Source organism: Rhodococcus sp. AW25M09 (genome assembly GCF_000333955.1).
GTDB lineage: Bacteria > Actinomycetota > Actinomycetes > Mycobacteriales > Mycobacteriaceae > Rhodococcoides.
In genome coordinates this window covers 108,590-127,942 of sequence record NZ_CAPS01000109.1, presented here as the reverse complement: position 1 = coordinate 127,942, position 19,353 = coordinate 108,590, and the positions used below count along the sequence as shown (strand labels likewise).

Here is a 19,353-nt window from a genome sequence, read left to right as displayed (position 1 = left end):
AGGGGGTATTCGATGACTGCTCTCGCGGAATCGTTCGGCGGCGGTACGTCCCCGGCGCATTCCACCGAGTTGGAGATCGTGTCCACGGTGTTGCGGATCGCCTCGGCCGCTCGGGTGCGGTTGGCGGAGGCGCTGGACGCACAGGGGTTGAGCTGGGCGCGCTACGAGGTGTTGGAGCTGGTGTGCAGGCGCGGGCCGATGTCGTACAGCACCCTCGCGCGAGAGTTGGTGCGGCACAGGACGAGTATCACGGCGACGACGGCCGGTCTGGTGGAAGCGGGGCTGCTGGTCCGGAGCTCCAATCCGCGAAACCGCCAGCAGTACTTGGTCGACGCCACCGACTCGGGACAGCGTGCCGTCCAGCGCGCCGAACGCGCTCTCGAGCGGGCCCGGTCTCGGATGGCCGTCGACAGTGATTCGGCTCGGACACTCGCAGTCCTGCGGGGCATCGAGAAACAGTGGAACGCCCGGTACTGATCCCGGCGTAGGCCATCGGGCTCGTGCGCGTTCGGCGGAGGTGGATACCCGCACAACGCGCACGACCGTCGGGGCGACGAGAGAAAGAACAGTTGGGATCGCGCTCGCCTCGAAACCGTCCGGATGGGCTGATTGCAGTCGACTCGCCACATATCCGACGGCATACTTGACTTAGTCCAGAAAGCCGGACGATACTATTGCCGTGATGCCGATCTCGCCGCACGCGGAACAGTTGCGTACCGCCGATATGCGCGTGACCCGTCCCCGGGTCGCGGTACTCGAGGTTGTCGAAACCAACCCGCATGCAGACACCGACACCATTCTCGGACTCGTGCGATCCGTGCTGCCCGAAGTGTCACGGCAGACTGTGTACGACGTCCTTCATGCGCTGACGGTGGCGCGCCTGGTTCGGCGTATCGAGCCGGCGGGTTCGCCCGCCCGGTACGAGTCGCGCGTCGGGGACAACCACCATCACGCCGTGTGCCGGTCGTGCGGCGTCATCGCGGACGTGGATTGCGCAGTCGGCGAAACGCCGTGTCTCACGGCATCGGACTCCGTCGGTTTCACCATCGACGAGGCGGAAGTCATCTACTGGGGCTTCTGCGCACAGTGTTCGGCTGCTCGTCAGCAGTCGGCAGTTCCCGTTCCGTTCCCTCCACGTACTCCGACGCAGCGGAGTTCTTGACCACCATCGATTTTCTCGACCAACACCGATCGCAGCCCGTTCGTCCCAGATTGGAAGGAAGCTCGTGTCAGAAGATCACGTAACACGCGAAAAAGAGATGAACGAGGATCAGCCGCAGGAAAGTGCGGGCAAGTGTCCCGTCATGCACGACTCGATGCCGATGCCGGTCGAAGGCGGCGGCAACCGTGAGTGGTGGCCCAAGGCACTGAATCTGAAGATCCTCAAGAAGAACCCGGCCGTCGGCGACCCTATGGGACCCGACTACGACTACGCCGCAGAGTTCAACTCCCTCGACCTCGCCGAGGTCAAGCGCGACATCGAAGCACTCATGACCAACTCGCAGCCGTGGTGGCCTGCGGACTTCGGGCACTACGGCCCCTTCTTCATCCGGATGGCGTGGCACGCAGCCGGCACCTACCGCAAGCAGGACGGCCGTGGCGGTGCCGGAGCCGGCATGCAGCGCTTCGCACCCCTCAACAGCTGGCCCGACAACGCGTCGCTGGACAAGGCGCGCCGCCTGATCTGGCCCATCAAGCAGAAGTACGGTCGCAAGCTCTCGTGGGCCGACCTGATCGTGCTCACCGGCAACGTCGCCATCGAGTCCATGGGTCTGCCGACCTACGGCTTCGCCGGCGGACGCGTCGACGCCTGGGAGCCGGACGAGGACGTCTACTGGGGCCCCGAGCAGACCTGGCTGGGCGACGAGCGCTACACCGGTGACCGCGACCTCGAAAACCCTCTTGCCGCAGTGCAGATGGGTCTGATCTACGTCAACCCCGAAGGCCCCAACGGCGAGCCCGACCCGGTTCGTTCGGCCCTCGACATTCGCGAGACCTTCGGCCGGATGGCCATGAACGACGTCGAGACCGCGGCACTCGCAGTCGGTGGACACACCTTCGGCAAGACACACGGCGCAGCAGACCCGGATGTGCACGTCGGTGCCGAGCCCGAGGGTGCCCCCCTCGAGCAGATGGGCCTCGGCTGGAAGAACAGCTACCAGACCGGTTCCGGTGCGGACGCGATCACCAGTGGCCTCGAGGTCATCTGGACCCCCACGCCCACCCAGTGGGACAACTCTTTCCTGGAGACCCTCTACGGGTTCGAGTGGGAGCTCTACAAGAGCCCCGCAGGCGCGCATCAGTGGCGTCCGAAGAACGGCGAGGGCGCGGATCTCGTTCCCGACCCGGCCGATCCCAGCAAGCGTCGTCACCCGTCGATGCTGACCTCGGACATCGCGATGCGCGTCGATCCGATCTACGAGCAGATCACCCGTCGTTGGCTCGATCATCCCGAGGAGCTCGCAGAAGAGTTCCAGAAGGCGTGGTTCAAGCTCACACACCGCGATATGGGACCGGTCTCTCGCTACCTCGGCCCCGAGATCCCGGCGGAGCCCCTGCTCTGGCAGGACCCGATCCCGGCCGTCGATCACGAGCTGATCGGTGACGCGCAGATCGCCGAGCTCAAGGCGACCATCCTCGGTTCCGACCTGACTCAGGAGCAGCTGATCTCGGCTGCGTGGGCGGCGGCCTCGTCGTTCCGCGTCAGTGACAAGCGCGGCGGTGCCAACGGTGGCCGCCTGCGTCTGCAGCCGCAGCTCGGCTGGGAGGTCAACGAGCCCGACGAACTCGCGCAGGTCGTTCGAGTCCTCGAAGGCATCCAGCAGTCGTTCTCGGGAACGGTGTCCTTCGCCGACCTCGTCGTCCTCGGCGGCGTCGCAGCCGTGGAGCAGGCAGCCAAGAACGCAGGCGTCGACATCACGGTGCCGTTCACCCCGGGCCGCATGGATGCCACGCAGGAGAAGACGGACGTCGATTCGTTCTCCGACCTGGAGCCCAAGGTCGACGGTTTCCGTAACTTCCTGGGCAAGGGCCAGAAGCTTCCGGCCGAGTTCAACCTCGTCGATCGCGCAAACCTGTTGTCGCTCAGCGCACCCGAGATGACCGTGCTCGTCGGCGGTCTGCGTGTACTCGGCGCGAACTACAAGCAGTCGGCGCACGGAGTATTGACCGACAAGGTCGGCACGCTCACCAACGACTTCTTCGTCAACCTCCTGGACATGGGCACCGACTGGGTACCCACCTCGGAGGACGGTATCTACGAGGCCAAGGACGCGGCCACCGGTGAGAAGAAGTGGACCGGAACTCGCAACGATCTGGTCTTCGGCTCGAACTCCGAATTGCGCGCTCTCGCAGAGGTATATGCCTGCGACGACGCGAAGGAAAAGTTCGTCCGGGACTTCGTCGCAGCGTGGGACAAGGTCATGATGCTCGATCGCTTCGAGCTCAGCTGATTTCGATAGCAGCACCCGAGTAAGCCGACACCCCGCGAACCTGTGGTTCGCGGGGTGTCGTGCTGTACGGAGTTGCAGTCAGCGTTCGGACATTGCTTTCGCGGCCGCCTTGATGGCCCGTCGAATTCGGGGATACGTGCCGCATCGGCACACGTTCTCGATGGTGTCGATGTCCTCATCGGTCGGGTCCGGGGTGCGCTTCAACAGCGCGACGGCAGCCATGATCTGGCCCGGCTGGCAGTACCCGCACTGGGAGACGTCCTCGTCGATCCACGCCTGCTGCACCGGATGCAGAACGTCTCCGTCGGCGAGTCCCTCGATGGTCGTGACCTCTTTGTCGACGACCTCGGAGACCGGTGTGACACAGGCGAGAATCTCCTGTCCGTCGAGATGGCTGGTACAGGCGTGACAGACGCCGATCCCGCACCCGTACTTGGGCCCGCGGACGCCGAGCTCGTCACGCAGGGCCCAGAGCAACGGCATGTCGTCGGGCAGATCGACCGATACCGATGCCCCGTTGACGTAAAACTTCTGTTCAGGCATGGGTCCTCATTTCGGAAGCGGCTCGAAGTCGACATCGAACAGGATCGGGAAGCTGGTGGGGGTGGTACCGGTGGCGCGCGCGTACGCGTTGGCCACCGCCGCTGCCGCAGCCGGAACTCCCAACTCGCCTGCACCGCCCGGACTTTCGGTGTTGGCGGGCATGATCACCACCCGAACATCGGGTGGCGAGTCGCGTTGACGGGCGTAGTGGAACTGCGAGTAGCTGCCCTCGAGCGGCAGTCCCTGCTCGTAATGCAGTCCGGCCCGAAGCGTGGTCGAGATGCCGTCCATCAGGCAGCCGATCATCTGGGCCTCGAGGCCGCGCGGATTGACGACACGGCCCACGTCGACCACGATCACAGCCCTCGTCACGCGGGGCGCTCGCGGGTCTCGTGCGTCGATCTCGACGAGATAGCCTGCACTGGAGCGGAATTCGGCGTGGAAGCCGATGCCCTGTGCTCGACCGGGGCCGAGATCCGCACCCCAGTTGCCCTCTGCGGCCAGCCTGCGCAGAACGTCGCCGTGGCGATCGTCGTCGACCGTCGCGATGCGCAACTCCAGCGGATCGGCATCGAGAGCGTCGGCGATGCGGTCCACCATGATCTCGGCGGCGGTGCGGACGGTCCCGGAGAACACCGATCGCCAACTGCCGGTCGGCATCGCCACCGGCACTTCGACGAGCGTTCTGATGCTGCCGTCGGTGAACGAGTACGGGTCGCGGGTGCTGTGGAACAGCGCCTGCGAGATCAGCGGGGACGGTGCCAGAGCGTCGGTGATCAGGTCGCCGAAGCCACCGTCGAAATCGGTGGCCACGGCGGCCACGCGCTGCTCCCAGGAGATCACCTTGCCGCGTGCGAGGACCGCGTCGAACTTGGTGTGCACCGCCGGCCGGGCTCGGCCGTGGCGCATGTCGTCCACTCGCGACCACATCAATCTGACGGGTTTACCCATTGTGCGGGAGATGACAGCAGCTTCGAGCGGGCCGTCCAGGTACAATCTTCGGCCGAACGACCCACCCCCGTTCATTACGTGAGTGGTGACCCGATTTAACGGAATCCCCAGCGCAAGAGCAATTTTCTGCCCCGCGTAATTGGGTAGCTGCATCGATGCCCAGATGTCTGCGCGGTCGGCTCGTACGTCGGCAACCGCGGAGTTCGTCTCCATCGCTGCGTGCGAGACGGGTGCGAAGTCGAAATCGACATTCAGCTTTGTCTCGCCCGGCAACTCGGACCTACCCACCCCGCCGAAGCCGGTGAATGCCGGCGTACTGCGTCGAAGCCTGTCCTGGATGGACTCAGTGGACTCGGCGTCGATCGTACCGGCGTTCCACGTCACTACCGCGGCGTCTTTCGCGGCGAGCGCATATCCGAAGGTGCGCGCCATGATGGCGACGCCGGAGGACACGACGGCCACGTCGATGACCCCGGGCATCGTTCGAAGCGCCGTCTCGTCCACCGAGGCGACGGTCCCGTTGATCGTCGGGGGACGCCGGACGACGACGGGCATGGCGTTCGGCACGTCCAGGTCGAGGGTGTAGGTCAGCTGACCGGTCACGATTGCGCGGGCATCCTGGCGTGCGGCCGGTCGACCGACAACGGTCGTATCGTCCACCGATTTCGGGTCCGCCGAATCGAAACGCAGGCCGGGGTCGGCTGCGGCAGCCGCCAGCTCACCGAAGTGCGCCGACCGTCCGTCCGGTGCCGTGACGATCCCGTCGACGATGGTCAGCGTGCCGAGGTCCGCACTCCAGCGGTTCGCTGCTGCGCGCAGCAGCCGAGCTCGTGCCGTCGCGGCGATGGATCGAACCGGATCCCAGAGGGACCGAATGGAATTGGAGCCGCCCGTGTAGTGGTTCCCGATCAATTCCTGTCGACCGCGTGAGAGCGACGCGACGACCTTGTCGAGGGAAATGTCCATCTCCTCGGCGACCAGCATTGCCACCGACGTGGTCAGCCCCTGTCCGATTTCGGCCCGAGGCAGTGCACAGTGCACGGACCCGTCCCCTCGTACTTCGAGGATCACCAGGTTGGAGTCGGCGGGCAATGCGGTGAGGACCTGGTCGGGGTCGCCGTCGGTGCCGGAGGCGCTGCCGGTCGGGTCCGCGGACGCGATCGGCCGTGCCACCAGCGTCAGAGTGGAGCCGACCACCAGAGCGGTGAGGAAGGATCGACGCGATACGGCGTTCCGTCGGGGTGTCACGTCGGTCACATCGTCCTCTCTTCGGGCCCGACTTTACAGATATCGATCCATCCGGCATCACACGTCGGGGTGCGGCCTGGCGCTGCCCCGACAAGATCGTCGTTTGTTGTCACGCGTCACCAAACGTGGCACACCGGGAGTGCGTTATCCATTCGTTATATTCCGTTGCTGATTCGTGATATTTACCCCCGGTTGGCTGTCATGTCGAAACGGCAGTATTTCTTTCATGGAAACAGACGATGCGGCGGTCGGACCCCTACCGGACCACAGCGGAAATGCGAGTACCAGCGCTCAGAGCTTCGGATCTTTTCTGGAAATGTTTCAGAGCGCATCTACAGGGGACCGAGAGCGCGAGCGCTGACTCGCGCGATGTGTCTGGTTGCTCCACGCCGAGTTAGCGTGGAGTGATGCAGTCACCGATCACCCGCTACCTCGAGTCCGTTCTCGACGACTGCCGAGAACTCGACGGCGGGGCGATCGCAGAGGGCAACGCCGAACTGGAGCGAGCAGATCCGAATGCCTTCGCGGTGGCCCTGGCCACCGTCGGCGGATCGATCTATTCCGCAGGGGACTGCGACGTCGAGTTCTCGATTCAATCCATTTCCAAAGCCCTTGCATACGCTGTGGCGCTCGACGACAACGGCCTCGAACGGATGCTCGAGGCCACCGACGTCGAACCGTCCGGTGACTCGTTCAACGAGATCTCCCTCGAACACTCCACCGGAAGACCGCGCAATCCACTGATCAATGCCGGCGCGCTCGCTGTGCACTCGATGATTCGAGGCAATTGCGCCCAGGAGCGTGCCGACCGCGTCAGAGATCTGCACAGCCGCTGCGCGGGAAGGCAATTGAGCACAAACACGGCCGTCTACGAAGCCGAGATCGAGTCGGACGATCGCAACACGGCGATCGCACATCTTCTCAAATCCGTCGGAGTGCTCGCAGCCGATCCGGCCGAGGTGGTCGACGGCTACGCCCGCCAATGTTCGGTGGACGTCAACTGCGTGGACCTGGCCACCATTGCGTCGGTGATGGCCAACGGGGGAGTCGATCCCACCACCGAGGAACGGCTGATCGACGGGGCGGTCAATCGACACGTGCTGTCGGTGATGTCGACCTGTGGTATGTACGACGGATCGGGGAGTTGGGTTGCGACGGTGGGCATTCCAGCCAAGAGCGGGGTGGCAGGTGCCATAATCGGTGTGCTGCCGGGGCAGGTCGGGTTGGCTGTGTTGTCGCCCAAGTTGAACGAACACGGCAACAGTGTGCGGGGAGTCGCAGTGTTCGAGCGTCTTTCCAGAGATCTCGAATTGCACATGATGCATGTGGCACCGAGTGGTTCGTCGGCCATTCGTGGGGTGACGGGCGAGGACGCCACGAACGTGCAACTGCAAGGCGACCTACGTTTCGCCGGAGCGGAATCGGTGCTGGCAATGCTGGCGACGGGCATCGACCCCCGCCGCCGGATCACCCTCGATCTGGGCCACGTTCGCTCGATGGACGATGTGGCGCGTCGATTGCTCGACGACGCCGTCGCCGGTCTCCGAGAAGACGGCCACGACGTCGACATCGACGACCCGCACGGATCGATGACCGTGCCCGACCCCGAATGATCCGTGTCAGGTGCCTCAGAGCCGTCCGCGGAGAATCATGTTCCAGTAGGTCAGTGGCAGTCCGTAGCGATCGAACAACCAGGCGGACCGGCGCGCCTTCACCGGATCGAGAAACGACGGTAGCGAGGGTGTGAGAGTCCCGGTGCGATCGAACTCTGCCGCGATGAGACGGCAGCACCGAATCCAGCTGGGGTACATCGAGTAGCACCTCGCGGTCGACCACCAGCTTGATGTCGATGTCGTCGAGTTGCCCGGTCTCTCGCCAGTGGGCGGCGGCCAGGAACAGCGGTTTGAGGGTGGTCCCGGTGCAGCCTACGGGTGGTCGCGGCACCGTGAACACCGCAGTGCTGCGCTCGGAGGACGGGCCACTCTGGGATTGCGGAAAATCGGATATCAGCTGCCAGGTTTTCTCTGCTCGGCCCAGATAGTTGCTCGTCACCGCAGCGGAGTCGGCGGCCGCGTCAATTCCGGGAAGAGCGCCGTCATCCGGTACCAGACCGGTGCCGACGATCAGGTCTCGATAACCGAATCGCCGACCGGACGCGGTCGTGGCGACCTTCTCGTGGGGGTCGACCCCCCCACCACCGCTACATCGGTGAGACCGAGGCGAATCGCGCGTGCCGCCGCGCTCACTCCGGCGTTGCCGCCACCCAGGAAGAGCACGTCGTAGTGGCCGTCGACGGCATGCGAGGTCAAGCCGAGTACTCGTCGAGCGCGAGAGCGGCAACGAGCGACTAGTGGAATACCGTGCGGCCCGACGGTTCCGCACCCAAGGTCTGCGCAATGTCGGTCGGTGCAGCCACCGACAACCGAGTAGCCCACCGGCTCAGATGCATCGACGTGGCGTCGAGAATTGCTCGGGTGCCCACCGGCACCGAGTCGACCTCGGTCAAATCGAGTATCAACTGCGAACCCTCGACCGAGGCCTCGCCGAGAGTTTCCGCCAGGGCACCGAGATCCCGGTCGCCGAGGGTCCCGGCGACCCGGACGACGGTGGCACCGCCGAACTCCGTGACGCTGATGCCCACACCGGCGGTGGGTGCCGGCATCACTTGCCGCAGCGACGGTACGACGACCACGGAGACGGGATCGATCGATGGAAGAACTGTCATGGAAAGACTCCTTCATGAGCCACGCCCGGAAGAACTCCGACGTAGTGCGTGTAAGCCCGACCTGGGTGAATGGCGGCATCATCTTTACCGCGAGTTGTCTGTGAGTACCCGATAAGCCCGGTTTCAAGCGACTTGTTTGCGATCGACTCGATCGGGCATACGATAGCCACCTTCGAGTGGAGTCCACGCTCGGCACACAGCCCGAAAGGGTGACGTCCCCCGACGACGATCTCCGAGAGGACACCTCGATGACCACGGCCGAATTCGAAACCTTCAGATCCACTCGTGCAGTACATGCCGACCCCGGAGTCTATGAACCTCAAGACGATTCGTGGTTGCTGTGCGAGATGGCATCGCAGGCCGGGGTGGTGCGGGGAGCCCGTGTGCTGGACATGTGTACCGGTAGCGGTGCCGTTGCTCTCGCGGCTGCGTCGATGGGCGCGCGTGAAGTTGTTGCCTTCGACATCTCACCACTCGCGGTAGCGTGCGCCCGGCGCAATGCCGCTGATCTCGGTGTCGATGTCGATGTCCGTCACGGATCGTTCGCGGACGCAGCGGCGCTGCAGCCCTTCGATGTGATCCTCTGCAATCCGCCGTACGTGCCCTCGGAAGCGGTGCCCGCAGGTGAGGGCCCGCACCGAGCGTGGGACGGCGGCCACGACGGCCGCATCGTCCTCGATCCGCTGTGCGAGGCCGCGCACGGACTGCTCGTTCCCGGCGGGACGCTGATGTTGGTGCATTCGGAGTATTCGAATCCCGAACGGACCGAGGCGATGCTGCGCAGCAAGGACATGACGGTGTCCACAGCGGCACGTCGATCCATCTCGTTCGGCCCGGTCATGACGCAACGGGCAGCATGGCTCGAACAGGTCGGACTGCTCGAAGCATCCCGCGATATCGAGGATCTGGTGGTCATCCGTGCCGATCGACGCTGAGGGCGATGGCGCGGACGGCGATGATGTGTCCGCAGCCGAGGCACGCGAGCGCACCACCGTCCGTATCGTCAAGGGTGGACCCATCGTCATCGATGGTCCCGTCGAGATCGAGTTGGACGACGGCACACGCGTGACTTCCGACCGATTCGCGGTCGCGGTGTGCACGTGTCGGCGTAGCAAGAACTATCCGCTGTGCGACACCAGCCATCGTGCGAAGAAGCGCCCGTCTCAGTCGAGCGAGGACTGACCGGCCGACCAGCGTGACATCACGTGCTCGGCGAGCTCGTTCTCCACAAAATCCAGTGCGCGCATTCCGAATACCACATCGGCCTCGAGCTCGGGCTCATCGCGAAGCAGGTTACCGACCACATCGTGACGTAGTACCTGCTCGTGTACCGCATCGGCCTCGACGTGTTCCGCATAGAACGCGATACATGCCGACGGGGCCTTCAACCTCTGCAGCCCCTGTACGTACCGCTGTGAGCCCGGCGACGACGTGATTTCGGTGGCGGCAAGGTGTCCGACCGTGGCACCACGCAGTCCGCGGTGCAGGCCGAAGAGAGACATCAGGTTGACCCACGCCAATGTCTGCGCAGGCACCCGGTTCACATATCCGAGGTACGACGCGTCGAGGTCGGCGGCCACCATGGATTCGGCCCAGAGATGCTGGTGCACGCGATCGCCCCTGCCACCGCCGTACTCGTCGAATTCGACTGCGACGTAAGAAGCTTTGGCCTGACCGGTCAATCGGGGGATCGCCCAAGCGTGCGGGTCGGCTTCCTTGAGATGGTAGACGGACCGGTGCACGAAATACTCGCGCATCTGCTCCCACGTACCCTCATCGCGGAGAAACCACGACGGTCCGCTTCCGGAAGTCGCCTCGACGGACAGTGCCTCCATCTCGGCCGCCGCATCGTTCCCGGGTTCGACGTGCGCACGGACGTAGTCCAGGAAAGCGGCCTCGAGAGTTGCTCGCAGCCGCAGAAGATCGGGGTCCCATTCCCACGCATCGGAAACGCTCTCGAATCCGCGATAGTGCAGCTCGTAACAGATCAGAAGTGCGAGTTGCACGTCTCTGGACGTGGAATCGACCTCGGTCGGCGTCGGTAAGAGCACCTCTTTGCCCGGCTCGCCTGCGGCCAAGCACCGGATGACGGCCTCCGAGATCGGCCCGCAGGGCACAGGCAAGGCGGCGGAGCGCGCGACGGTCGAGCTGACGGACAGAGAAGCGGTCATACCTGAGACTACCCATCGCGAGGTCTCCCAATCTCGGTCCGCGCATGTGTTTGTGAGCCGTCACAACCGGCAATGCGTCGGGTACGACATCGAACTTCGGTGTCGCTCCACCGGAAGGACCTCATGCGCGCAGTGACCTGGCAGGGCAAGAGAAATGTCAGCGTGGACACCGTTCCCGATCCGCGGATCGAGCAGCCGACGGACGCGATCGTCAAAATCACGACCACCAACATTTGCGGCTCGGATCTGCACCTGTACGAAACTCTCGGCGCATTCATGGACGAGGGCGACATCCTGGGCCACGAGCCCATGGGCATCGTCGAGGAAGTCGGCTCGCAGACAGGTGATTTGGCAGTCGGCGATCGAGTTGTGATACCGTTCCAGATCTCCTGCGGACACTGCTACATGTGCAATTCGAGCCTGTACACCCAGTGCGAGACCACACAGGTTCGCGACCAGGGTATGGGCGCAGCGCTGTTCGGATTCTCCAAACTCTACGGTCAGGTCCCCGGTGGGCAGGCCGAGTACCTCCGCGTCCCGCAGGCACAGTTCACGCATATCAAAGTCCCCGAGGGACCGCCTGATTCGCGGTTCGTCTACCTCTCGGATGTTTTGCCCACAGCCTGGCAGTCGGTGGAATACGCGGCCGTTCCCAAGGGCGGCTCCGTGACGGTTCTCGGCCTCGGGCCCATCGGAGACATGGCCGCGCGCATCGCACAGCACAAGGGTGCCCGGGTGATAGCAGTGGACCTCGTTCCCGAGCGACTTGCCCGCGCGGCTGCGCGAGGGATCGAGACGGTGAACCTCGCCGAACACAGCGGTGGCGTCGGTGACGTGATCCGCGAGATGACCGAAGGCCGGGGCACGGACGCAGTCATCGACGCGGTGGGCATGGAGGCGCACGGATCACCCGTCGGCAAGATGGCGCAACAGATCGTCGGAATGCTCCCCGACGCCGTTGCTGCCCCGATGATGCAGAAGGCCGGTGTCGATCGACTCGGCGCGCTGTACTCGGCCATCGATATCGTCCGCCGCGGCGGAACCATCTCGATCATCGGGGTGTACGGCGGCATGGCCGATCCGCTGCCGCTGATGACCATGTTCGACAAGCAGATTCAGCTCCGCATGGGGCAGGCGAACATCAAGAAGTGGGTCGACGACATCATGCCGTTGCTCGGCGACGACGATCCTCTCGGAGTCGATTCGTTCGCCACGCACGAGCTTTCGATCGAGGAGGCTCCGCATGCATACGAGATCTTCCAGAAGAAGCAGGACGGTGCCATCAAGGTCCTGCTGAAGCCGTAGGGCTTCGAATACAGCGATGCGGCCCGGAATATCACGGGCCGCATCGGTATTCGCAAAAGGATCGGTCGATCTACATCAATCGACGGAGATGACGTCCTTGGCGATCGCTGCCACGCGAGTCTGTCCTGCGGACACGACTCCATGGCGGTTCTTGTGTGCCTCCTCGTAGGTCACGACGGTGCGAACGTCGGACGGATTCGTGAGGTCCTTGATAGCTGCGACGGCGTCCGAGACGTTGAGGTCGTCGTAATCTGCAATCGGCAGCTCGTCGGCGTCGAGAATTCCGCCGGCGGAGCGGGCGGTGTGAATTGCGTCGGCCACCGAGTCGACTCCCTCGCTGCGGGTGAAGTCCTCGGCTGCCTCGAGAGCTGCGTCGCGGCTTGCCGCCAGCGTTTTGACTGCCACGTCTCCGGCGTGTGCGCCGCGACCGAGCAAGGCGCTGAGCCGGTCCGGCGTGCCGCGAGCAGCGTCGAGTGCCCGGTCGAGACCACGCGCAGACCAGTTGGCCGGAGCGTTGACGATCTTCACCGCTGTACCCGCGGCAGCCTGGAACGGGGTGCGGCGCAGTGCCGCGGGTCCGCCCAGAGCGTCTTCTGCGAGCACGGTCTCGAGCCAGTCGACTGTGGCAGCATGCGCCGTGGACAGCCGAGTTGCCAGAGCGACCACGGTCGGTTCGTTCGCTGCGGTCGCCAGTGCCTTGATGTACTTGGCGCGGCCCAGCAGCTGCTGCTCGAGTGCGAGATCGCCCAGCAGGGCTTCGTCGAACGGCTGCGCCTGCTCGGCAACCGACTTCACTGCCGCGAGCGTGCGTCCCAGGAACGGCGCGATGACATCGGGCAATCCGCCGAGATGGCGAAGTGCCTCCTCGATGGCGACAGCGCGGTCGCGGCCGTTCGCGGCGTTCTGGGTCAATTCCCTACGAACCGCCTCGGTGCGCGCCTGAACGACGCGGGTTTCCGCGATCTGGATCTCGGTGTTCGTCAGCTGCAGCGCTACGCGCAACTGGGCGATCAACGTGTTCGTGCTCATGGTGCCCCTTCCGGTGGTGGTCGATTTCTTACGGCCGATGCTTGTGGGTCACAGCGTCATACTCGGCCCTGTTCGGTCATTACCCGTCGGTAGGTTCGATCAAACAGGAGTCGCGGATGTGTGAACAGCGACACGTACCGGTCGGTTGTGTTCGTGAGCCGTCCAGATGCGTCGGTTTCGACCGACCGCCGAGTGGACATCCGAGACCGATGAACACCGCGCTCTACACAGCAACAGTCTCTGCCACCGCAACGGGAGTGACCTCCGACGATGGGGGCCTTTCGCTCGAAGTACGCGAACCCGAGCCGCTCGGAGGGCCGGGGAATGCCACCAACCCCGAGCAGTTGATGGCCGCCGCTCTGTCGAGTTGCCTGGTCGAGTCTCTGCGTATCGCGCTGGGAACGGTCGGCGGCAGCACCGATGAGATGGCAGTGAAAGGCATCGTCGTTCTCACCGACTCGGACGAATCCGGTTACGACGCGTCGTTCGCGCTCTCGGTTTCGCTGCCCGGCACGGACAACCCCGAAGCGGTACTGGCACAAGCTACGTCGATCTGCCCGTTCTTGAAGGTCATCGACGGTGTGGACGTGACCCTTGAATGACGCCGTATCGGCGTCGTGTGGCACATTTCCCACGTGACGACGATTCGTACCCGGGCGGGTAGGGGGCTCGACGCGATCAGAGCCGGCTTTGCCCGCGAGGACACCACGTTGATCGCGGGTGGCCTCACCTTCTACGCCGTCATCGCCGTCGTGCCACTGCTCCTGCTCACCATTCGCGCCACTGCTCTGCTGGGATCGGCGGAATGGGTGCGTGCCGGATTCGATGCCGTGTCGGCTCTGCTACCCGATGCGTTGGACGCGCGGGCTGCGGTGAACGGTTTGGCTACCGCCGGAATCGAACTCGGTCCGCTCGGGGTCCTGATCTCGATCTTTCCGGCAACGTTCTACGGGGAAGGACTACGCAGGGCAATCGTGCGGTTCTCTCCGACGCGGGAATCCTTCACCGGCTGGCGCGGCCGATTGGCGATGGTGCCGTTCTTCGCGGCCGCACCGATACTGCTGGCAGGTGTGCTGGCCGTTGCGCGGCTTCTCGAAGCAACGACCGGTGGCGGCGGCGTCGGTGCCATGGCGGTGCGCGTGTTCCTCGGCTTCAATTGCCTGTGGCTGATCTTGGCGATCCCCCTGGCATGGACGTATCGGGTGATCGCGCCGCGCGCTGTCGGGTGGCGGGCGTTGACGGTCGGATCACTGGTCACCTCGTCCATAGTCACCGGTTTCGTACACGGGTTCATCCTCTTCCTGGCCATACCGGTGGATCTGGGTGCGCCGTTCGGCGGCCTCACTGCTATCGGCGGGGGTGTGGCAATCATGCTGTGGATGTTCGTATTTCATGTGTTGGCACTCGCCGGCTGGCTGGTCACCGCGGAGCTCGATCGGCCCGACGATGCAACCCGAACATCAACTGGGTGAAGCCGAGAACGGCAAGTGTGCACGTCACGGAAATACCGATGGTCGCCGAAGTACCGGCACTCGCCGGAGCGGCACCGGCAACCGTTGCCGTGACCGCTGCAGCGATCACCCGAGAAGGACGCTCCCACACCGTCAGAAAGCCGACGTCGGGGATGCCCGCACCCACTGCCCGGGCTCGGGCCATCTCGTGCAGCAATGTCGTCACCCCGACAGCGACGACGAGAGGCATCGGGGCTCCCAGCGCGAACCCGCTCGCCAGCAGCAGCAGGTCGCTGCAGCGATCCGCGACGGTATCGAGCAGATAACCCCACTGAGATTGGGAACGGCCGATCATCGCGACGCCGCCGTCGATACTGTCGAGCAGGCCGGAGAGGGCGATGAGCACGGCCGCGAGCAGCGGTGCCGAGGTGCCGGGCCGAGACAGCGCGACCGCCGCCCCGGCTACGACGACGGCGGTGCAGGTGACGGCATGGGCGGACACGGATGCTCGGACCAGCGGAGCACTCAGCGCGTAGACCGCTCTGAGCCACCACCTGACCAGCGTCGACGAGGACGGATCGATGTCGTTGTGCAGCGTCGACCACGTCGACATGTATTCGGCGCGGGTCGCCGGGCGAACCGGAGCGTCCAGCCGACTGGACGCATTGCCCTGACTGGACGCATTGCCCTGACTGGACGCATTGCCCTGACTGGACGCACTGCGTTGATTGACCATCGACGATCCTTGCTCGGCACCGATACTGGAGACCCGACGATCAACCGAACACGCGGTGTGGTCGAGACTTCCATTCCGAGTACCCGTCGCAGGCAGTCTCAATCGGTGTCGGAGTTGCTCTCTCGCCTGCGTGCCTTCAACCGAGCGATCTTGATGCTCACGGCCGCGAGCACGATCAACCATCCCGAGATCAGTACGCCGCCACCTACGAACGCCGCGCGGCGCAGCGGATGCGCTTCGGCATAGACGTAACCGACTGTGCCCCATAACAATGCAACGAAGGCGATGATCGCCATCATGCAGATCATCGAATACAGCGTTCTGTTCATCTCTACCCGACCTTGCTGTTCACGTCGTCCCGACCAGCTCTGACATGTTCTTTCCTCAACGATCTTCACTGAATGGTTCGCTCTGTTCCGACACGGTATTACCCGTTACCAGGCCAGGTGCGGCTGCTGCTCGCCGATCGACAACCCGAATTCGACACCCGTGCGATGCGAACAACCGAACAACGACTCCGCCAATTCCTGCGGTGCGTGCCCGAGGATCGGTGCCCACCGCGCCGCACGCGCACTCGACCGTGAACTACAGAACTCGACGACTCCCGTACCGCCGACGTCCACTGTCATTCGGTCGGCCCCGCTGGCAAGCATTCGGCGAAGAGACTGCTCGCCGAACAACACCGGGCCGCGGACGTGCACGACGGCGTGGCTTCGCCCGGTATCGCTCGGCTGCCCCTCGTTCACCCGCGGATCGATGTCCCCCCACGGCCGCCGTAACTCGGCTGCGGCGGGGCCGTGAATCCACACCGCGCAATCACGTTCGCGCAGGACAGATCCAACCGTTCGAAGTAGAGAAGCCGAGGTGTGTCCCGCGGAATCGACGAAGGCCACGATCTCGGGTACGGCGTAGACCAGACCGTGGGTGCGCGCGGCCGGGTCCGTGATGCGCGAGGCCAGCATCATGGCCTCCAGGTTCTTTCGTTCGCGGTCTCCGCCCGTCCGCTCGGCCCAGTCCGGCCCGTCGTGCCAGGCGATTGCGCGGGGCAGGTGCGCCAGCACCGCGCCGGCGTCGTAGGCGCGGTGCGCGAAATCCCAGTCCTCTCCGCCGTATCCGACGATGCTCTCGTCGAATCCGCCGATCTCCGTGAAGAGTTCACGAGTGCACGACATGACGGCACTGATGATGTACCGGTATGACCGTCGATCGGCGTCGAGCAAATCACGGGAGTCCGCGTACCCGTCCCGGAGCCACTGCGGCTCCGGCAATTCCGGCGGTCCGGCCGATCGTCCGACGAGCCACTCTCGAACGTCCTCGCCGGACCAGCCGTCCAGATCGGCGTGTCGTCGGCGCCCCACGGCGAGGGCGTCGGGGACGGCAGAGATCAGCCGAGCCGATTCCGCGACGTATCCGGGCTCGGGAACGGTATCCGCGTCGAGAAAACAGAGAATCTCACCCACCGCGACCGACGCGCCGAGATTGCGCGCGGCCGCCGCACGAAAGCCGAGATCGGGCTGCCGTACGACAGTGACGTCGAGCATCGAACGAAAGGCATCGACGTTCGGCGGTTCGGGGGACCCGTCGTCGGCCACGATCACTTGAATACGAGCGGCCGGATACGTTTGCACGGTCAGCGCCGTCAGAACGAACGCCAACCGGCGTTGCTGCTCGAAGTACGGAATCACCACCGACACCAACGGGGCCCGGTCGACGGCCGGCGCCGAGTCCCACCGATTGCCCGGTACCACCCAGCGGCCGTCGGGTAGCTCCTGCGCGCTCGAGGGACGCTGCTCGCGAAACAGTGCGCGGTACAGAGCGGCTGCCTGGTGAAGCGTCGGATAGGGAACGACGCCCGGCCGCTGCCAGGTCTTGTCGGGACGACGCATCGCGTCGGTCATCGCCGCAGCGAGGCCGTCGACGGAGTTCTCGTGAATCCAGAGTGTCCCCGGAGAATTCGCCTCGATCTCCTCCACGTACCGACCGCGCGGGACGAGCGGTCTGCGGCCTGCCGCGATCCAGGAGTTGATCGAACCGGATGCCGACAGGTGACGGTGAAATGCGACCGGTATTGCGATCGACCGAAGTAGCTCGTCGAGATCGGCATCGGGAACGAAACCGGTCGAATCGAACGAGCGGCCGAGTGTCTTTGCAGTACAAGCAAGTTCGTCGATCATGGTCTCGTGGCCCGGCGATGCGGATCCGATCGAGAGGAGGTCGACAGCGGTATCCAGAGACCTCATGGCCGCGAGTACCTCCTCGTGCCCCTTGCCCGGGTACACGAAACCCAGCACGCCGACGGCGCTGAGCACGGTGCCGCGCTGTCCTGGGGGCGGCGTGGCGCGGTCGATCGGGAGCGGGATGACGCGAACGTCGACACGACGGTGCGGTACGTCATCGAGTAGCAGCCGCTCGTGCATGCTGGATACGACGACCGCAGAGGCGCAGTCGATCACCCGTCGGTAGCAATCCTTCCGCACGTCGAATGCACGTCCGTCCGATGGCTGCGGGATGTCGTGCAGCGTGACGGTGATCGGAGCTCGGTGCCGTGTCGCCGCTGAGACGAATGCGTCAGCGGCCTCGTCCGCGGTTCGGCCGAAGAGCCGGTCGGTGAAATGTATGTGAACGGGAACATCGGAGGGGAGCTCCTGCAAGTCGGAGATCATCGGACTGGCAGTCGCGGCGGCCAACTCGCGCGCGCAGCGAACGACGCCGTGCTCGGGTGGGCCCGTGACGAGGTGGTGCACCGGGTGCGTCACGGCAACAGCTCCAGAATGCGAACCAGTTCGGCGTGCCGGACCAGCGCGGCATCGACGAACTCGGGATGGGCTGCGTACCAATGTAAGTGAGCACGGTGGACCGAGTCCGGTGAGTACGCGGTGCCGTTCACCGACCAGTCCGTCCGTGCATCACCGTCGAAGCCGAGAGCGTCGAGCACTCGCCGCTCGACGGGAGCCCGGACACCACCGAGCAACTCGCGACCCGGATCCCGGACGATGCAGCCGGTATCGAGGTGGTCGAGTATCCGCTGGGCCAGAGCAGTGAGCACCACATTCGTCGGGTGGTTGATCGTGTGGGTCGCGTTGTGCTCGGCGTCCGCGAACAGGTCGGATACAGCGATGTCGGTGTCTCGGCTCTCGCGTCGACGTAGCTCGTCGAGGCTCGCCTCGGCTGCGCGTCGTAGGCCGTCGTTCGAGACCGTCCGGTCCCAGGGTTCGGCTTCGTCGAGTCCGAGCCGAGCTGCGATTATCGTGCGTAAATCGTGGTAGGGCACCATGTCCGGGACGGCCGCGGGGTCGCTCGGGTGTCTGACGATGACCTGAAAAGGGTGCAGCCCCGCATACCTGAGCACTGGCCATCGCACGACAGTTGCGTCGGGGGGCAGTGCCTCGACGAGGTCCGGAACCCCGAGCGGTAGTGAACGATAGCCGGCCCGAACCGGTTGGGTGAGAAGCACCGATGTCCGATCGAGGAGCCGGCCGACATGGCGTAGGTCCGAGGCGTCGAGTTCGTGAACGGGCGGCACACGCACTGTCCTCAGGGGCATGGTCGGATCCGAAGCGAGCAGGATGCGCAATGCCTCTGCCTGACAATTTCCCCACACGAGAAGTAGTGGCCTGTGGTCGTCCGTCGCGGCGGAACGATCGAGGTCTGTCAGCGCGTAGAAATCGCCGTAGTGGCGGGTGTGACCGTCCATGCGTGCCCCGGCGTCGTGAATTGGTTCGTGTTGGTCCATTCTCTCGTC

At 64.6% G+C, this 19,353-nt stretch carries 20 protein-coding genes; 9 read left to right on the top strand and 11 right to left on the bottom strand.

Annotated elements, in window-relative coordinates:
- The 3 genes from RHODMAR_RS27095 to katG form a co-directional block, all read left to right on the top strand.
- The coding region (locus RHODMAR_RS27095) for a MarR family transcriptional regulator (protein WP_008718566.1) at window positions 1-477 on the top strand (477 nt) is incomplete at its 5' end.
- A gap of 205 nt (window positions 478-682) precedes the next feature.
- Entirely contained in the window at window positions 683-1,162 is a 480-nt protein-coding gene (locus RHODMAR_RS20950; protein ID WP_008718564.1) for a Fur family transcriptional regulator, read from the top strand.
- Between the two features lie 97 nt (window positions 1,163-1,259).
- Window positions 1,260-3,452 (top strand): catalase/peroxidase HPI, encoded by a 2,193-nt coding sequence (gene katG, locus RHODMAR_RS20945; protein WP_042939992.1) that lies wholly within the window; start codon window positions 1,260-1,262, stop codon window positions 3,450-3,452.
- 78 nt (window positions 3,453-3,530) lie between these two features.
- Here katG and RHODMAR_RS20940 read toward each other — a convergent pair whose 3' ends face one another.
- Complete coding sequence (locus tag RHODMAR_RS20940) at window positions 3,531-3,995, bottom strand: (2Fe-2S)-binding protein (RefSeq protein ID WP_008718560.1); 465 nt, start codon at window positions 3,993-3,995, stop codon at window positions 3,531-3,533.
- A gap of 6 nt (window positions 3,996-4,001) precedes the next feature.
- Window positions 4,002-6,203, bottom strand: a complete 2,202-nt coding sequence (locus RHODMAR_RS20935) for a molybdopterin cofactor-binding domain-containing protein (RefSeq protein ID WP_008718558.1) — start codon at window positions 6,201-6,203, stop codon at window positions 4,002-4,004.
- A 398-nt stretch (window positions 6,204-6,601) separates the two neighbouring features.
- Between RHODMAR_RS20935 and glsA the strand changes: the two genes are divergently transcribed.
- Entirely contained in the window at window positions 6,602-7,807 is a 1,206-nt protein-coding gene (gene glsA / locus RHODMAR_RS20930) for a glutaminase A (RefSeq protein ID WP_008718556.1), read from the top strand.
- A 15-nt stretch (window positions 7,808-7,822) separates the two neighbouring features.
- Here glsA and RHODMAR_RS29200 read toward each other — a convergent pair whose 3' ends face one another.
- From RHODMAR_RS29200 to RHODMAR_RS20915, 3 genes are all read right to left on the bottom strand, one after another.
- Complete coding sequence (locus tag RHODMAR_RS29200) at window positions 7,823-8,005, bottom strand: hypothetical protein (protein ID WP_008718554.1); 183 nt, start codon at window positions 8,003-8,005, stop codon at window positions 7,823-7,825.
- Between the two features lie 312 nt (window positions 8,006-8,317).
- A complete protein-coding gene (locus RHODMAR_RS29195; RefSeq protein WP_232433732.1) occupies window positions 8,318-8,503 on the bottom strand; it encodes a hypothetical protein in 186 nt (61 codons plus the stop codon).
- Between the two features lie 38 nt (window positions 8,504-8,541).
- Window positions 8,542-8,919: a hypothetical protein gene (locus RHODMAR_RS20915; RefSeq protein WP_008718552.1), complete on the bottom strand. Its 378-nt coding sequence runs from the start codon at window positions 8,917-8,919 to the stop codon at window positions 8,542-8,544.
- A gap of 248 nt (window positions 8,920-9,167) precedes the next feature.
- On the opposite strand from RHODMAR_RS20915, the gene RHODMAR_RS20910 reads away from it, so the two are divergent.
- Together RHODMAR_RS20910 and RHODMAR_RS20905 are read left to right on the top strand one after the other, a co-directional pair.
- Window positions 9,168-9,854: a HemK2/MTQ2 family protein methyltransferase gene (locus RHODMAR_RS20910; RefSeq protein WP_042940014.1), complete on the top strand. Its 687-nt coding sequence runs from the start codon at window positions 9,168-9,170 to the stop codon at window positions 9,852-9,854.
- Window positions 9,838-10,101 carry a CDGSH iron-sulfur domain-containing protein gene (locus RHODMAR_RS20905; protein ID WP_008718547.1) on the top strand — a complete coding sequence of 88 codons (264 nt, stop codon included), beginning with the start codon at window positions 9,838-9,840 and terminating at the stop codon, window positions 10,099-10,101. The genes RHODMAR_RS20910 and RHODMAR_RS20905 overlap by 17 nt, the downstream gene beginning before the upstream one ends.
- Here the strand turns inward: RHODMAR_RS20905 and RHODMAR_RS20900 are convergent.
- Complete coding sequence (locus RHODMAR_RS20900; RefSeq protein WP_008718545.1) at window positions 10,083-11,090, bottom strand: iron-containing redox enzyme family protein; 1,008 nt, start codon at window positions 11,088-11,090, stop codon at window positions 10,083-10,085. The genes RHODMAR_RS20905 and RHODMAR_RS20900 overlap by 19 nt on opposite strands.
- Before the next feature lie 123 nt (window positions 11,091-11,213).
- Here RHODMAR_RS20900 and RHODMAR_RS20895 point away from each other — a divergent pair, with 123 nt between their 5' ends.
- Entirely contained in the window at window positions 11,214-12,395 is a 1,182-nt protein-coding gene (locus RHODMAR_RS20895) for a zinc-dependent alcohol dehydrogenase (RefSeq protein ID WP_008718543.1), read from the top strand.
- Between the two features lie 75 nt (window positions 12,396-12,470).
- Here the strand turns inward: RHODMAR_RS20895 and RHODMAR_RS20890 are convergent, their stop codons facing one another.
- Window positions 12,471-13,424, bottom strand: coding sequence for a hypothetical protein (locus RHODMAR_RS20890; protein ID WP_008718540.1), 954 nt, complete (start codon window positions 13,422-13,424; stop codon window positions 12,471-12,473).
- Between the two features lie 209 nt (window positions 13,425-13,633).
- Here RHODMAR_RS20890 and RHODMAR_RS20885 point away from each other — a divergent pair, with 209 nt between their 5' ends.
- Window positions 13,634-14,026 (top strand): OsmC family protein, encoded by a 393-nt coding sequence (locus RHODMAR_RS20885; protein WP_008718537.1) that lies wholly within the window; start codon window positions 13,634-13,636, stop codon window positions 14,024-14,026.
- A gap of 33 nt (window positions 14,027-14,059) precedes the next feature.
- Complete coding sequence (locus RHODMAR_RS20880) at window positions 14,060-14,896, top strand: YihY/virulence factor BrkB family protein (protein WP_051048210.1); 837 nt, start codon at window positions 14,060-14,062, stop codon at window positions 14,894-14,896.
- Here RHODMAR_RS20880 and RHODMAR_RS20875 read toward each other — a convergent pair.
- The 4 genes from RHODMAR_RS20875 to RHODMAR_RS20860 all read right to left on the bottom strand — a co-directional run bounded on the left by RHODMAR_RS20875 (window position 14,844) and on the right by RHODMAR_RS20860 (window position 19,344).
- Window positions 14,844-15,611: a CDP-alcohol phosphatidyltransferase family protein gene (locus RHODMAR_RS20875; protein WP_008718534.1), complete on the bottom strand. Its 768-nt coding sequence runs from the start codon at window positions 15,609-15,611 to the stop codon at window positions 14,844-14,846. The two genes, RHODMAR_RS20880 and RHODMAR_RS20875, sit on opposite strands and share 53 nt — an antisense overlap.
- Window positions 15,612-15,709: 98 nt before the next feature.
- Window positions 15,710-15,940: a hypothetical protein gene (locus RHODMAR_RS20870; protein WP_086000278.1), complete on the bottom strand. Its 231-nt coding sequence runs from the start codon at window positions 15,938-15,940 to the stop codon at window positions 15,710-15,712.
- Between the two features lie 105 nt (window positions 15,941-16,045).
- A complete protein-coding gene (locus RHODMAR_RS29190; protein ID WP_008718528.1) occupies window positions 16,046-18,367 on the bottom strand; it encodes a glycosyltransferase in 2,322 nt (773 codons plus the stop codon).
- A complete protein-coding gene (locus RHODMAR_RS20860; RefSeq protein ID WP_008718526.1) occupies window positions 18,364-19,344 on the bottom strand; it encodes a WcbI family polysaccharide biosynthesis putative acetyltransferase in 981 nt (326 codons plus the stop codon). Before RHODMAR_RS20860 ends, RHODMAR_RS29190 begins: the two co-directional genes overlap by 4 nt.
- Window positions 19,345-19,353 lie beyond the last annotated feature (9 nt).